The sequence below is a fragment of the Phaeobacter sp. CC-HEC084 genome (assembly GCF_059429255.1).
This window is the reverse complement of record NZ_JCAIJQ010000002.1, coordinates 1,974,602-1,987,885: the sequence shown is the minus strand read 5'-3', so window position 1 is coordinate 1,987,885 and position 13,284 is coordinate 1,974,602. Positions and strand designations below refer to the sequence as shown.

14 protein-coding genes are annotated in these 13,284 nt (G+C 63.3%); all 14 read right to left on the bottom strand.

Going from position 1 to position 13,284, the window contains the following annotated elements:
• Positions 1-21: 21 nt before the first annotated feature.
• A complete protein-coding gene (locus AC5SSZ_RS09725) occupies positions 22-1,227 on the bottom strand; it encodes a peptidoglycan DD-metalloendopeptidase family protein (protein WP_495438064.1) in 1,206 nt (401 codons plus the stop codon).
• Between the two features lie 161 nt (positions 1,228-1,388).
• Entirely contained in the window at positions 1,389-2,036 is a 648-nt protein-coding gene (locus AC5SSZ_RS09720; RefSeq protein ID WP_065273163.1) for a protein-L-isoaspartate(D-aspartate) O-methyltransferase, read from the bottom strand.
• Positions 2,033-2,818 carry a 5'/3'-nucleotidase SurE gene (gene surE, locus AC5SSZ_RS09715; RefSeq protein ID WP_495438063.1) on the bottom strand — a complete coding sequence of 262 codons (786 nt, stop codon included), beginning with the start codon at positions 2,816-2,818 and terminating at the stop codon, positions 2,033-2,035. Before surE ends, AC5SSZ_RS09720 begins: the two co-directional genes overlap by 4 nt.
• Positions 2,819-3,180: 362 nt before the next feature.
• Entirely contained in the window at positions 3,181-3,831 is a 651-nt protein-coding gene (locus AC5SSZ_RS09710; RefSeq protein ID WP_495438062.1) for an SDR family NAD(P)-dependent oxidoreductase, read from the bottom strand.
• 54 nt (positions 3,832-3,885) lie between these two features.
• Complete coding sequence (locus tag AC5SSZ_RS09705) at positions 3,886-4,152, bottom strand: hypothetical protein (protein WP_274839329.1); 267 nt, start codon at positions 4,150-4,152, stop codon at positions 3,886-3,888.
• Between the two features lie 131 nt (positions 4,153-4,283).
• On the bottom strand, positions 4,284-4,826 hold the full coding sequence (locus AC5SSZ_RS09700; RefSeq protein WP_274839377.1) for a DUF2199 domain-containing protein: 543 nt from the start codon (positions 4,824-4,826) through the stop codon (positions 4,284-4,286).
• 148 nt (positions 4,827-4,974) lie between these two features.
• Positions 4,975-6,432 (bottom strand): amidophosphoribosyltransferase, encoded by a 1,458-nt coding sequence (gene purF, locus AC5SSZ_RS09695; RefSeq protein WP_370570395.1) that lies wholly within the window; start codon positions 6,430-6,432, stop codon positions 4,975-4,977.
• A 218-nt stretch (positions 6,433-6,650) separates the two neighbouring features.
• Positions 6,651-7,328 (bottom strand): Hint domain-containing protein, encoded by a 678-nt coding sequence (locus AC5SSZ_RS09690; protein ID WP_495438061.1) that lies wholly within the window; start codon positions 7,326-7,328, stop codon positions 6,651-6,653.
• Positions 7,329-7,728: 400 nt separating this feature from the next.
• A complete protein-coding gene (locus tag AC5SSZ_RS09685; RefSeq protein WP_065273168.1) occupies positions 7,729-8,283 on the bottom strand; it encodes a CvpA family protein in 555 nt (184 codons plus the stop codon).
• 42 nt (positions 8,284-8,325) lie between these two features.
• The gene (radA, locus tag AC5SSZ_RS09680) at positions 8,326-9,693 is read right to left on the bottom strand and encodes a DNA repair protein RadA (RefSeq protein ID WP_065273169.1); all 1,368 of its coding nucleotides are present in this window, start codon (positions 9,691-9,693) and stop codon (positions 8,326-8,328) included.
• A 308-nt stretch (positions 9,694-10,001) separates the two neighbouring features.
• Positions 10,002-10,451 carry a paraquat-inducible protein A gene (locus AC5SSZ_RS09675; protein ID WP_495438060.1) on the bottom strand — a complete coding sequence of 150 codons (450 nt, stop codon included), beginning with the start codon at positions 10,449-10,451 and terminating at the stop codon, positions 10,002-10,004.
• Between the two features lie 199 nt (positions 10,452-10,650).
• On the bottom strand, positions 10,651-11,397 hold the full coding sequence (locus tag AC5SSZ_RS09670) for an ABC transporter ATP-binding protein (protein ID WP_369001867.1): 747 nt from the start codon (positions 11,395-11,397) through the stop codon (positions 10,651-10,653).
• Positions 11,394-12,176, bottom strand: coding sequence for an MlaE family ABC transporter permease (locus tag AC5SSZ_RS09665; protein WP_065273172.1), 783 nt, complete (start codon positions 12,174-12,176; stop codon positions 11,394-11,396). The genes AC5SSZ_RS09670 and AC5SSZ_RS09665 overlap by 4 nt, the downstream gene beginning before the upstream one ends.
• On the bottom strand, positions 12,173-13,210 hold the full coding sequence (alr, locus tag AC5SSZ_RS09660; RefSeq protein WP_495438059.1) for an alanine racemase: 1,038 nt from the start codon (positions 13,208-13,210) through the stop codon (positions 12,173-12,175). Before alr ends, AC5SSZ_RS09665 begins: the two co-directional genes overlap by 4 nt.
• Between the last annotated feature and the right edge of the window lie 74 nt (positions 13,211-13,284).

Sequence of the window (13,284 nt, the reverse complement as noted above, 5' to 3'; positions counted from 1 at the left end):
GCTGACGCCGCGGGACAAGAGTCAGTTCAGATAGGGCAGCGGATCCAGGCTTTCATAGCCATTGCGGACCTCGAAATGCAGGAAGGCATCGTCGCCATCGCGCAGTTTGGCGATGGGCTGGCCACGGGTGACCTTGTCGCCCTTCTTCACCGAGATATCCGTGACATTCACATAGAGCGTCAGCAGCTTGTTGGAGTGACGCACCACGATGATCGGGATGTTCTTTGAATCCTTGGTGATCGCGGCGACGGTACCGGCATCTGCAGCCATGACCGCAGCGCCCGGCGCCCCGGCGATATCGATGCCTTCGTTGCGCCCTTTGGAATAGGTCGAGATGATCTTGCCCTGCAGGGGATAGGCCATGGCGGCGTCATTCTTGCGCGTCGGCTCCGGCACCTCGACCTTGGGCAGTGGGGCGACCTCTTCCGCAGCCGGGGCGATATCCTCATCCGGTAGCGGTTTGGTGGCGCTCGGCGGCGTCGGCGTGGCGCTGCCTGCGCCGGGTGGCGTGATTTCTGCGGCGGGCCGGGCCGGCGCGCTCTGATTCTTCAGCGGGATCAGCAGATACTGGCCTTCGCGGATGGAGAAATCACTGCCCAGACCGTTCCATTCGGCCAGCGCCTTGACCGGCACCTGATAGAGGCGCGAGATCGTATAGGCGGTTTCACCGCGCACCACCTTGTGACGCACCGGCTCGGGGCCGTCCTGCACCTCGGTCGGGGCCGGGCGGGGCGTCGGTTTCAGCTCGGTCGTGGTGACCGATCCGGGGTTGGGCGATGTTTCGGGGGCCTGGTCGATGGCCTGTCCAGCCAGCGAGGCGATGTCGACGCCGCCGGGCTGGGCGGTTCCTGCTGTTACCGGCGCATCGGGCGCGCGGCGCGGCAAGGCCAGAACCTCGCCTTTGCGCAGGGTATCGCCGGGCTGCATGCCGTTGAAGCGTGCCACTTCACCGCTGGGCAGGCCGATCCGGGTTGCCACATCGGCCACCGTATCGCCGCGCTGGGCAACGGCCACCTGATAGGAGGGATAGGTGATCAACCCGCGCGCATCCGGAGCCGGGCGGTCGCTGGTGGCGCTTTTGGCTGCTGAAGTGGTGTTGAAGGCGCCGATCTGCCCCCTCAGGTCATAATCCAGCGGCCCATCACAGGCGGCAAGTAGGGCAGCGACTGGCAATATCGCCAGGGTCTTTGCCACGCGTCGGGACAGGATGGGGGCGTTCTGTGTCATCTCGCTCTCCTCGGAACACGTCATTTGGAGCTGGCGCCCGTGCCGGTTCGGATCAGGAAGCTCCGGGCAGGGCCGCAACGTCGGCGTCTTTTGTTGTTCACTGCGACAGAGCAGGGTCCGGGAAAGGAGACATTGCCCTGATGCGGTGGCTTTTCCCCTATCTACGTGTCTTTTCCCAGGCCCTCAAGAAGGGGCACGAAGCGAACCGGGCGCAATTCGTCATATTCAAGGCCGGTTTCGGACTTGCGCACCCGGATCAGCGTTTGCACCGTGTCCGACTGGCCCACCGGAACGATCATGATGCCACCGGGTTTCAGCTGCGCCAGCAGCGGGCCGGGCGGATCCTCGGCGGCGGCGGTGACGATGATGCGGTCAAACGGCGCCTGATCCGGCAGACCATGGCTGCCGTCGCCCACCAGCGAGGTGATATTGGGCAGGTGCAGCGCATCAAACAGGGCCCGGGCCTCACGCACCAGCCGGGCGTGGCGGTCGATGGTATAGACCCGGCGCGCCAGTTTCGACAGGATTGCCGCCTGATAACCAGAGCCGGTGCCGACCTCCAAAACCGTGTCGCGCGGCGAAATCTGCGCCGCCTGCGTCATCAGTCCAACAACCGACGGCTGCGAAATCGTCTGGCCGCAGGCGATCGGCAGCGGCATGTCCTCATAGGCGCGTTCGGCAAAGATCCCGCGCACAAAAGGCCCGCGGTCGATCTGCTCCATGGCCTCAAGGACCTGACTATCGGTGACCCCGCGCGAGCGGAGCGCAAAAAGGAACTGCATCTTGGTTTCGGGATCGGGTGCGGTCATTCCAGAACCTTGAGCGCGTGGAGGGCGTCATGGGCGGTCAGGTCCGCGCGCATAGGGGTGACCGAGATATAGCCGTCCAAATTGACCGAAGCATCGGTGTCCGGCGCGGTGTGCACATGCTGATCGCCCCCCTTGATCCAGACGTAGCGCCGCCCGTTCGGCGATTGCTGCTCCTGGGCCGAGAACCGGGTGCCATGGCGCATGCCCTGGGCCACGGCGCGGGCGCCCTTGACGGCGGCGGCGGGCACTGGCGGGAAGTTGATGTTGTAAAACAGCCGGTAGCCTTCGGTGGGCTCCTGCGGCGTGGACTTCAGAATGTCGCGGATCAGCGCGGCACCATGTTCGGCAGAGGCTTCGAAAGGGTTGTCGAGCTGCGCGTTGTGCGGCCCGAAATACTGCGACAGCGCCATCGCCGGAATGCCCTGCAAGGCTGCTTCCATCGCGCCGCCAAGGGTGCCGGAATAAAGCGCGTTCTCGGCGGAATTGTTGCCGCGGTTGATGCCCGACAGGACCAGATCCGGCATCACATCTTCCATCGCCACGTGCACGCCAGCCAGTACGCAGTCGGCGGGAGAGCCTTCGGTGGCAAAGCGGCGCTCGCCCAGCTGGCTTAGCATCGAGGGGCGGGTGTAGCTGATGCAGTGGCCGACGCCGGATTGCTCGAACGCGGGGGCAACGGTCCAGACTTCCCCATCTGGTCCGGCAACTTCATGCGCAATGGCTTCCAGAACCGTCAGCCCCGGAGCGTTGATCCCGTCGTCGTTGGTAACCAGAATGCGCATCACGTTCCCCTGTCTTGGTTTTGATCTGAATAGGACGTGGGGAATGAGGGGGCAAGTCTTTCACGGAAGGCCTGCGCGCGAAGTGGGGAACGGGGCAAAGGCGCCACAGCTTGCCACAGGTTAGGTCAGGTTTCACCCGCACCCGGGATCGCTCCCGCCTGCTTTGGGTGCATCCTGCGAATGCCCCCGCACAGTTGGGCCGGGCAGGCTGGCGCCTGCGGGGCAGGAGAAGCGGACGCGATAAGGCGCAACCGCGCCGCGGCGCAGGCGCGCCGCCCGGCCCAACGCCGATCCGTATATCTGTGATATGAGAGAGCGGGGGCGGGAGCGGCGCTGTGACTGGTTCCCGCTGATGCTGTCGCTTAGTCGTCGTTCAGGATCAGGGGCAGCAGGCGCGCGGCCTCATCCTGTACTGGTGTCAGCGCCTCGCGATCTTCACCGGGGAAGAAACGTGCGCGCAGGGCGGTGGGCATCGGCTTCGGCTGCAAGATCTCGACCCGCGGACCAGTTTTGACGCTTTCGGCCTGCCAGCTGCGTGCCAGCGCCATCTGCGCGGTCTTGGTTGCGCCATAGGCGCCAAAGAATTTCTCGCCACCGCGCGGATCGTCAAAGAATACCGCCCGCCCGGTCTGGCCCAGCAGCGGCGCCACATAGGGGATCAGCACCGAGGTTGCGGTAGCGTTCACCGCAACGGATTTTTCCCAGTCCTTGGGCGCCACAAATGGCGCCGGGCTGAGCGGGGCTGCGTGGATGGCGGTATGCAGCCAAAGATCCAGCTGGCCCCAACGGTCGTGGATGCCGCGGCAGAGGGTTGCCATGGCCTCGGGGACGGTGATGTCCATCGGTGCCAGCGTGGCGCTGCCGCCCTTGGCCTTGATCCGGTCGTCTAGCTCTTCCAGAGCGCCGGTGGTGCGGGCCACGGCAACGATGTGATGCGTCGGGGCAAGCGCCTCGGCCAGAGCGGCGCCAAGGCCGCGCGATGCGCCGGTGATAAGAGCAAGTTTCTGTGTCATGTCCGCCTTTTGGGCCTGTTGAGGCATCGGGTCAAGGGGCTGATGCGCGGCAGATTAGCTGCCGGGCATGGTCATCTGCACCGTGGTATTGCCGGAGCGGATCAGCAGGCCGCGCTTGTCGATGGCGATGATCTCGGACCGACCGAGGCGCTGCCCGGTGGTCACCTTGCGGGTGCGCCCTCCGGGAAACTGCACCAGCGCCGACAGATTGTCTTCGGAGCCGAAAATACCAAGGAGGGCGATGCGGCCCTCGGGGGCCTCTACGTGCTGCGTTGCGGTTGCGGCCACCTGGGGCGGTGTCGATGTACGTGTCTTTGTCATTCGGAGTGTTTGCTTTGCAAGCTTGGTGGAAGTCGTCCGCCCGGATGGACCCGGCATGGGCCCGGGCAGCGGGCCAGTCACGGCGGATGGTCGCGTCGTGGTGCCGGGCCGCCCCACGGCGGTATCAGGGATCAGGAGTCATAGACGAGAGAGGGCAGGTCGTGGCCATAGGCGTAGAGAAGCTCCAACAGTTCTTCGAGCTGCACGCCAGTCTGCTGTAGCCGGGCCAGGGCGTTGTTGGACTCCGAGACTTGCAGTTCGGGGTATTCGCCTTCAGGGCGCATATGCAGCATGCAGGCCACCGGGGCGCCGCTTTCGGGCGGAATGGCATTGGCAAGCCAGGCCGGACGGCTGCCCATGCTTTCGGTTTCGCGCATGTCGAACAGGTCGAGATAGGCGTCAAAGTCATCCTCGTTGAGGCTGGCCCATGTGCCCAGCAGGAATTCGGCGCCACGGCTGTCGGCCAGCGGCAGGGCCAGAACGGCGCGCACAAAGCGTAGTTTGCCATAGCGGCAAAAATCCTCGGTCAGCACATCGCCGCGTTCTTCCAGCACCGCGGAGTTGTCCTGTACCACCAGATCATCGGGGCACACGTCAGGCCGGTCGCAACTGAGGCTCAGCAATTGCGCAAAGGTGGCACCGCAACAACGGCACTGGCGCGCAGAGGTCAGCATTCGGGCAAGATGGGCGTCCAAGGAATGGCCTTTCGTGGTCTTCGGGTCGTGGTCTTCGGCTTGTGCCTTCCGGACGGTTGTCCGGAACCATAGGAAAGGGCGCCGATCACACGGATCAGCGCCCTCCCTATATCTGTTCGCGGCTCTCTTACTCTGCTGCGGGCTTCATTTCAAACCCCCGGTCGATCATATCCGACGGGGTGACCGGGTATTCACCCGAGAAGCAGGCGTCGCAGTATTGCGGGCAGGCTTTGTCGCGGCCCTGGAACTGACCGACGGCGCGGTACAGACCATCCAGCGAAATGAACTTGAGACTGTCCACCGCCAGGTGCTCGGCCATCTGTTCCTCGCTCATCGAGGCAGCGAGCAGCTTGTCCCGGTCCGGGGTGTCGACCCCGTAGAAACAGGGCCATGCGGTGGGCGGAGAGGCGATGCGGAAGTGCACCTCCTTGGCGCCGGCATCTAGGATCATCTCCTTGATCTTGCGCGATGTTGTGCCGCGCACGACGGAATCGTCCACCAGGATGACCCGCTTGCCCTCGATCAGGGCGCGATTGACGTTCAGCTTGAGACGCACGCCCATATTGCGGATCTGTTCGGTCGGCTCGATGAAGGTCCGGCCCATGTATTGGTTGCGGATGATCCCCATCGCATAGGGGATCCCCGATTCCAGCGAATAGCCGATTGCCGCCGGTGTGCCGCTGTCAGGCACCGGGCAGACGAGGTCGGCGTCGACCGGGTTTTCCTTGGCAAGTTCCCGCCCAATCGCCTCGCGGGTTTCATAGACCGAGCGGCCACCGAGAATCGAATCGGGGCGCGAGAAGTAGACATGTTCGAAGATGCAGAACTTCGACGGCTGGGGACGGAAGGGGAAGTGGCTTTGCACACCCTCGTCGTTGATCACCACCATTTCACCCGGCTTGATCTCGCGGATGAACTCGGCACCGATGATATCCAGCGCGCAGGTTTCCGAGCTGAGCGCGTAGCCATCACCAATCTTGCCGAGGACCAGCGGGCGCACGCCCAGCGGGTCGCGCACACCAATCAGCTTGGTACGGGTCATGGCGACGACGGAAAAGGCGCCTTCGACCTTGCGCAGGGCTTCTTCCATGCGGTCGGGGATCGACCGGCCCATGGAGCGCGCCATCAGATGGATGATGCATTCGCTGTCCGAGGAGCTTTGGAAGATCGAGCCACGCTCGATCAGTTCGCGGCGCAGGGCGTTGGCATTGGTGATATTGCCGTTGTGGGCAATGGCGGCGCCGCCCATGGCGAATTCGCCAAAGAAGGGCTGCACGTCGCGGATCGCGGTCTGGCCTTTGGAGCCGGCGGTGGAGTAGCGCACGTGGCCGATGGCCAGCGGGCCGGGTACCGTGGCCATCACATCCTGCGAGGTGAAGTTGTCGCGCACATAGCCAAAGCGGCGCACGCTGTTAAAGCCCTCGACAGGATCATGGGAGACAATCCCGCCTGCCTCCTGGCCGCGGTGCTGCAGGGCGTGCAGGCCGAGGGCGACAAAATTGGCGGCGTCCTGAACGCCTACGACGCCAAACACACCGCATTCTTCGCGGAGTTTGTCGTCATCAAAGGGGTGTGCGGGTGGCATCTGCGGCATCGGCAAGGCGTGTGGCTCCGAATCCGGGATTGAGTGATGGCCCTCACATAGTGCCTTAGGCAGCGGATGTCATCAAAGGATCACAATTGAATTCGGCAAAGCTTTATTTGTCGCGCCCGGTTACTGCCCGGATAAAAGGCGAAGTCTGGGGCGACATCCCTGGCAAACCGCAGCATCCTGTGGTCGTAAGCCGGGGTAACACTGGTGCTTTAGGCCGCCAGAGCTGGGGAAAAAATATCGTCGAAGGGCGCGGGAAAGCGTGCGTCTTCGCTGCCCATGCCGGTCAGGGCCAGGGCGCGGCCGTCTTCGCTGGCCAGAACCTGGCGCACTTCGCTGAGCGACAGTTCGCAGAAGGCGCCGTCAAGGCCACCGTCACCAGCCAGAACCAGCATGCCGCTTTCGGCCCAGAGCAGTTCTTCTTCGTCGCAGGTGATGTGAATACGGCCGATGCTTTCCGGCGCGGCTGCCTTGATGCCTTTGTGACCCGACAGGGAGATCAGCTTGGCCGTGATGAGCGGCACACCGAACAGGCGCTCGGCAGCGTCCAGTTCCAGTGCAACGGTCAGATCGGCGGGCAGAAGAAGGTCGGTGTCATTGCCAAGGGCGCCAGCGGGCACATGCATCAGGGTGGTGAGGCGCGGCACCGCATGGCTCACGTCTTTCACTTCCTGCGCGCCGCCATCATAGGTGTAGATCATGTCGCCGGGCTTCACGTCGCGGGCCTGTACAAAGCCACGGTCGGTTTCGACCAGTGTCGAGGGCAGGAAACCGCCGCTGCGGCTCTGCGCCGGGGGGGTCAGCAGGGGGGCGCTCTGGAACATCGGAAAATCCAACAGCATGTCCACCGGCTGGTAGTCAGCGAAAGAGTTGAAATGATCCAGAAACATGTCGTGTCCCTTCTGAGTGATAGTGGCTTTCTGCCTGTCGTTGATCCTATGTGGCCCCCGAATTGGGCCGAAAATGGGGCAAGGGTGCGGCCAATTTAGAATTTGAACGATTTTCTGGGGACAAAACGGCGATTTTGGCTGGGATTGTTAACGATTTACCCGTGTAGAGACAGGTTTTGTTAACTTTTAACCCTTGTCAGCGGGTGAAATTCAAAAACGTGACTGGGGCGTGATTCCGGGCGCCCTGTTCAGACGCGAATCGACGCGCAAACCGTGCAACGGCGCGGAGTGAGGGCAAAAATTGCGCGGGGTTGGGGGCTTATGATTTTGATATGAAAGCAAAAAGGACGCCCATAGGGCGCCCTTTCGAAACTGTTCACAGTGCTGCGATGGTCGCGTGTCAGCCTTCGCAAGCGCCGATCAGGGCCTCATACTGCTGAGTGACCCAGCCAAGCGCCTGCTCGGGATTGCGTGCTTCGATCTTTCCGATCATGCGTTCGAACACCACGGCAGAGCGGCTTTCGTCAACAATGGTAAAGCTTTGACCGGTCATCACCACATTGTAGAGGAAGAAGGCGATGGCCACCAAAAGGATGCCGCGCAGCACCCCAAAGAAGAAGCCAGCCCCCTGATCCAGCCCGCCAAGCGCCGAGCGTTGTACCAGCGAGGCAAAGAGCGGAGTAAAGAAGGCGGCGACAATCAGCGCCAGGGCAAAGACCGCGGCAAAGGCTGCGATGATCGAGAGTTCGCAACTGTCGGCGATGAATTCACCCAGCACCGGGATTTCCGCCATCAGGGGTTCGACCTGCGGCGCAAACATGAAGGCCAACACGCCCGCGGCAACCCAGCCGGCGATTGCCATCGCTTCGCGTACCAAGCCGCGTGAATAGGCAAGCAATGCCGATACAATGATGACCAGGGCCACGACCCCGTCGATAATGGTGAAACCTTCCATGTCCCTCGCCCGTTAGCCCGCAGTAAAATTCTTTCGGCGACTTTAGCCGGCCCCGAAGAATTCGCCAACAAAACCGGTTAGATCACTGACCTTGCGCTGGGAAAGGCCTTTCACGGATACGGATTTGCCGCCGCCGGGGGCAATGGCTGAGGTGAAACCAAGTTTTTGCGCCTCTTTCAACCGGTTTTCGGTCTGAGGCGCCGGTCTGAGGGCACCAGATAGTGAGATTTCTCCGAATATTGCGGTATCGGCGGGAAGTGGCGTATCCTCGCGGGCACTCAGCAAGGCTGCTGCCACCGCCAGATCGGCAGCAGGCTCTGAGATTTTCATGCCGCCTGCGACGTTCAGATAGACATCAAGCCCGGCAAAGGGAATGCCGCAGCGCGCCTCCAGAACCGCAAGGATCATCGCAAGGCGCGATGAGTCCCAGCCCACCACGGCGCGGCGCGGCTGCGAATGCGGCGATGGGGCGACAAGGGCCTGCAGTTCCACCAGAACCGGCCTGGTGCCTTCGATACCGGCAAAGACGACTGAGCCCGGCGAGGGCTGACCGCGTTCGGAGAGGAACAGGGCCGAGGGGTTGATCACCTCCGAAAGGCCGGCACCGGTCATTTCAAAGACGCCGATCTCATCCGCGGGGCCAAAGCGGTTCTTCACCGCGCGCAGGATGCGGAACTGGTGGCCGCGCTCACCTTCGAAATAGAGGACTGTGTCGACCATATGTTCGACCACGCGGGGACCGGCGATTTGGCCTTCCTTGGTGACATGGCCGACCATGATGATCGAGATGCCGTTGGATTTGGCAAAGGTCGTCAGCTCATGCGCGGCGGCGCGGACCTGGCTGACCGATCCCGGCGCGCTGTCGACGTGGTCGGCCCACATTGTCTGAATGGAATCGATGATGGCGAGCTGCGGACGTTCAGCCTCCAGCGTGGTCAGGATATCGCGCAGGTTGGTTTCGGCGGCGAGCTTTACCGGCGCCTGTGCAAGGCCAAGCCGCTGCGCGCGCATGCGTACCTGGGCGCTGGCTTCCTCGCCGCTGACATAGACGGTTTTGACGCCTGCCTCGGCAAAGCGCGCAGCGGCCTGAAGCAGCAGGGTCGACTTGCCGATGCCTGGATCGCCGCCGACCAGAATGGCCGAGGCCGCGACCAGCCCGCCGCCCAGCACCCGGTCGAGTTCGCCAACGCCGGAATGGCTGCGTGGTGGCGGCGTTTCCTCGGTCGCGAGATCGGTGAGCGGGATGGTCCTGCCGCGCCGCATCCCGAGGGATTTCTTGGCCGGGCCGCCGGAGGAGAGGCCCTTGTCCTCGGTGATGGTGTTCCATTCGCCGCAGCCTTCGCAGCGGCCGGACCATTTGGAGAAGCTGGCGCCACAGGCCGAGCAGGAGAAGGAAGATGATTTTGCCATGCGGCTGTTCTGCCTCATGTTCAGGGTTTGTTCAAGTCTGGAAGGCGGTGCTCCCGCCCGTCGCGCGATCCCCTTTGGGGATCCGCCCCGGTTGGGCCCGGCACCGCGGTAGCGGTGCCATCGGATCGGGAATGCACCGCGGTAGCGGTGCCATTTGTAAAGGGGGCGCCGCCGTCGCGGCGCGAAAGATTTGCTGGGGAAGCGCTTCAGGGGCAGGTCTGCCCTGAAGGCGCCTTGTCGAGTGTGTGAGTGATCAGATCCGCGTCAATGATCTGCGACCTTGCTGCGCAAGGCGGCGCGGGGCGCCGTCATTGACCCGGATCTGATCGGAGGTGGCGTTCGGTGAGGAGGCCGAGAGCGATGGAGGCGAGGATGCAGGCGGAGAACATGTAGAGGCCCCAGCCGGTCTCAATCGTGACATAGCCGATGCCTTTGGCAATGGTGATATAGAGCGCGATGAGGAAGATATCGGCCATCGCGAGCTTCCCCAGGACATGCAGCACCGGCTGGGCGCGGGGATCGAGCAGGTCCCATTGCACCAGCGCAAGGCCGATGGTCTTGAGATAGGGCGCGAAGATGGCAAAGAAGGTCACCAGCAGCGCCAGTATCACGTCGCTGCCCCAGAGGGATTGCAGGCCGGTGATGACGCTGATCTCACTGAGGCCGAACAGCGGCAGTAGCCCCGCGCGCATCAGGGGCGCGAACCAGGCGATGGGGTAGAGGATCAAGAGCGAGAGAGTGGCGAGGCGCAGGATCATGTGGGTCCGGTTTGGTGGCGTTGCCTAGATGTGTGCCCTTTGCCGCCGATTTGGAAGGGGGAAAGGTGTTGAGCGTTCCCCGGCCGGGGCACCTGTGGCCCGGCCAGCGCCCGACCCTCCCCACGGGAGGGCGCTTATTGCGCCCACCCAGGGTCAGGCGCTGGCCTTGATTGGAGAGAATATCTTTCGGCGGGGATGTTTAGCGCACTGCCTCGATCGGACCCTCGGCGCGGCCGTGGATGAACTGGTCGAGGTAGGGATCGCCGCTGTCATCCATCTGGCCAACGGGGCCGGTCCACTTGATCACCCCGTCGTGCAGCATCGCGATATTGTCGGCAATCGCACGCACCGAGGTCATGTCGTGGGTGATGGTCATGGCGGTGGCGCCCATTTCGACCACGATTTCGCGGATCAGATCGTTGATAACGCCTGCCATGATCGGATCAAGGCCGGTAGTCGGCTCGTCAAAGAAGATGATCTCGGGCTCGGCGGCGATGGCACGGGCGAGGCCGACGCGTTTCTGCATGCCGCCCGAGAGTTCGGCTGGCAGGCGGTCGGCGACATCGGGTTTCAGGCCGACGCGGCGCAGTTTCTCGATGGCGATCTCGCGGGCTTCCTCGGCTGGGCGTTTCAGTGCGCCGCGCATCAGGCGGAAGGCGACGTTCTGCCAGACGGGCAGGGAGTCAAACAGCGCACCACCCTGAAACAGCATGCCAAAGCGGGCGAGGAAGGCATCGCGGTCGCCTGCATCCGCCGGTTTTCCATCGACCAGGATGCTGCCGCTGTCGGGTTTGATAAGGCCGAGAACGCATTTCAGCGCCACCGATTTGCCGGTGCCGGAGCCGCCGATGATCACCATTGAGGTGCCTTTGGGAACCTCCAGCGTCATACCGCGCAGAACCTGGTTGGAGCCGAAGGCCTTGTGGACGTTGTCGAGCTTGATCATACCGAGAAGAAGACCCCCGTCAGCAGGAAGTTGGCGGCGAGGATCAGGATGGCAGCAGCCTCGACCGATCCTTTGGTGGCGCTGCCGACGCCCTGGGCGCCGCGGCCCGATTGCATGCCGTAGTAACAGCCCATCAGCGCTGCGATGGTGCCGAAGGCCGCGCCTTTGACCAGCGAGGAGACGATGTCGAGCGTTTCAAGGAAATCCACGGTGTTCTTGAGGTAAGCCGCCGCGTTAAAATCGAGATTGTGTACCGCCACCGCGTAACCACCAGCGATACCGATGATGTCGCCGATACCCACCAGCAATGGCACGGTCAGGAAGGCCGCCAGCACGCGGGGGGCAACGAGGTATTGCATCGGATTGGTTGAGAGCGTCACCAGTGCGTCGATCTGCTCGGTCACCTTCATGGTGGCGATCTCCGCCGCGATGGAGGAGGTGACGCGGGCAGCGATCATCAGGCCGACCAACACCGGGCCAAGTTCGCGTACCATGCCGATGGCGACGATCTGGGGCACCACGGCCTCGGCATTGAAGCGCGCGCCACCTGCGTAGATCTGCAGCGCTAGCGCGCCGCCGGTAAAGATCGCGGTGAGCCCCACCACCGGCAGCGACAGCCAGCCGATGTGCAGAAGCGCCTGCAGCGTTTCCTTGCCGTAGAACGGCGGGCGGATCATGTGGCTGAGCGTCGAGAGCCCAAAAAGCGCGACCCGGCCGACAACTGCAAGCATGTGCAGAACCAGCCGACCGATACGGGCAAGAAGGGCGAGCGGGCTCATCCTTGGTAGGTCCTTGCGTAGCGCGCGCCAAGAGACGTCAGGATCTCATACCCGATGGTACCTGCTGCATCGGCCAGCGTGTCGACGGTCTGCTGCTCGTTCAGAAGGGTCAGAACGGCGGGATCCTCGGACAGATCGGTGACGTCGATGGTGATCAGATCCATGGAAATGCGGCCCACAACGGGGCAGGGCGTGGCTCCGGCATAGGCCTTGATGTCGCCATCGGTCATCCGGCGCAGCAGTCCATCTGCATAGCCCGCCGCGACGGTTGCGATGCGGCATTGGCGCGGCGCGGTCCAGGTGTTGCCATAGCCGACGGTCTCACCGGGCATCAGGTCGCGGATCTGGATGACCGGCAGGTCCAGTTGTACCACGGGCAGGGCATCGCCAAATGGGCGGCCACCGTAAAGACCGATACCGGGGCGGCAGAGATCGAAATGGTAATCACGGCCCAGCAGCATGCCGCCGGTGGCCGAGAGGGACCGGGGCACTTCGATACCGTCGGTCATCTCCTGGAAGGCTTTCAATTGCTGCGGGTTCATCGGGTGGTCCGGCTCATCCGCGCAGGCAAGGTGCGACATCAGCAGCACCGGGTTCTGCCCCAGCGCGATATCACGCACGGCGCCCCATTCGCCGGGCTCCATGCCCAGCCGGTTCATGCCGCTGTCCAGCTGCACACCAAAGGGGTGGCCGGGCAGCGCCTCGAAATGGCGCAGCATCTGATCGAGCGAATTCAGCATTGGAGTCAGTTGGAAGTCGCGCAGGAGTTTTGCATCGCCCTCCATATGACCGGAAAAGACCGAGATCCCCGGACCGGGGCCCAGGGCGCGGCGCAGGGCGACGCCTTCCTCGGCGATGGCCACAAAGAAATTGCGCGCTCCGGCCTTGGCCAGAGCGGTGGCGACGCGGCCTGAATCGAGGCCGTATCCATTTGCCTTGACCACTGCGGCGGTCTCGCAGTTGGTCTTGGTGTTCAGGTTCCGCCAGTTTGTCACCAGCGCATCCAGATTGATTGTCAGTCTTGCCGTGCTCATGCCCCGTTCATGACATGCGCGCCGCAGGGGTCAAGTGGAATTCGCCCTGCTTTGGCCTGGGCATGGCCTCCTTG

What these genes read in the sequence shown, in the direction of transcription:
- AC5SSZ_RS09720 (WP_065273163.1), bottom strand. Translation starts at nt 2,036, where the DNA reads ATGACCGCACCCGATCCCGAAACCAAGATGCAGTTCCTTTTTGCGCTC.
- AC5SSZ_RS09725 (WP_495438064.1), bottom strand. Translation starts at nt 1,227, where the DNA reads ATGACACAGAACGCCCCCATCCTGTCCCGACGCGTGGCAAAGACCCTG.
- AC5SSZ_RS09675 (WP_495438060.1), bottom strand. Translation starts at nt 10,451, where the DNA reads ATGATCCTGCGCCTCGCCACTCTCTCGCTCTTGATCCTCTACCCCATC.
- alr (WP_495438059.1), bottom strand. Translation starts at nt 13,210, where the DNA reads ATGAGCACGGCAAGACTGACAATCAATCTGGATGCGCTGGTGACAAAC.
- AC5SSZ_RS09710 (WP_495438062.1), bottom strand. Translation starts at nt 3,831, where the DNA reads ATGACACAGAAACTTGCTCTTATCACCGGCGCATCGCGCGGCCTTGGC.
- AC5SSZ_RS09705 (WP_274839329.1), bottom strand. Translation starts at nt 4,152, where the DNA reads ATGACAAAGACACGTACATCGACACCGCCCCAGGTGGCCGCAACCGCA.
- surE (WP_495438063.1), bottom strand. Translation starts at nt 2,818, where the DNA reads ATGCGCATTCTGGTTACCAACGACGACGGGATCAACGCTCCGGGGCTG.
- AC5SSZ_RS09690 (WP_495438061.1), bottom strand. Translation starts at nt 7,328, where the DNA reads ATGTTTCTGGATCATTTCAACTCTTTCGCTGACTACCAGCCGGTGGAC.
- AC5SSZ_RS09665 (WP_065273172.1), bottom strand. Translation starts at nt 12,176, where the DNA reads ATGAGCCCGCTCGCCCTTCTTGCCCGTATCGGTCGGCTGGTTCTGCAC.
- radA (WP_065273169.1), bottom strand. Translation starts at nt 9,693, where the DNA reads ATGGCAAAATCATCTTCCTTCTCCTGCTCGGCCTGTGGCGCCAGCTTC.
- purF (WP_370570395.1), bottom strand. Translation starts at nt 6,432, where the DNA reads ATGCCACCCGCACACCCCTTTGATGACGACAAACTCCGCGAAGAATGC.
- AC5SSZ_RS09685 (WP_065273168.1), bottom strand. Translation starts at nt 8,283, where the DNA reads ATGGAAGGTTTCACCATTATCGACGGGGTCGTGGCCCTGGTCATCATT.
- AC5SSZ_RS09700 (WP_274839377.1), bottom strand. Translation starts at nt 4,826, where the DNA reads ATGCTGACCTCTGCGCGCCAGTGCCGTTGTTGCGGTGCCACCTTTGCG.
- AC5SSZ_RS09670 (WP_369001867.1), bottom strand. Translation starts at nt 11,397, where the DNA reads ATGATCAAGCTCGACAACGTCCACAAGGCCTTCGGCTCCAACCAGGTT.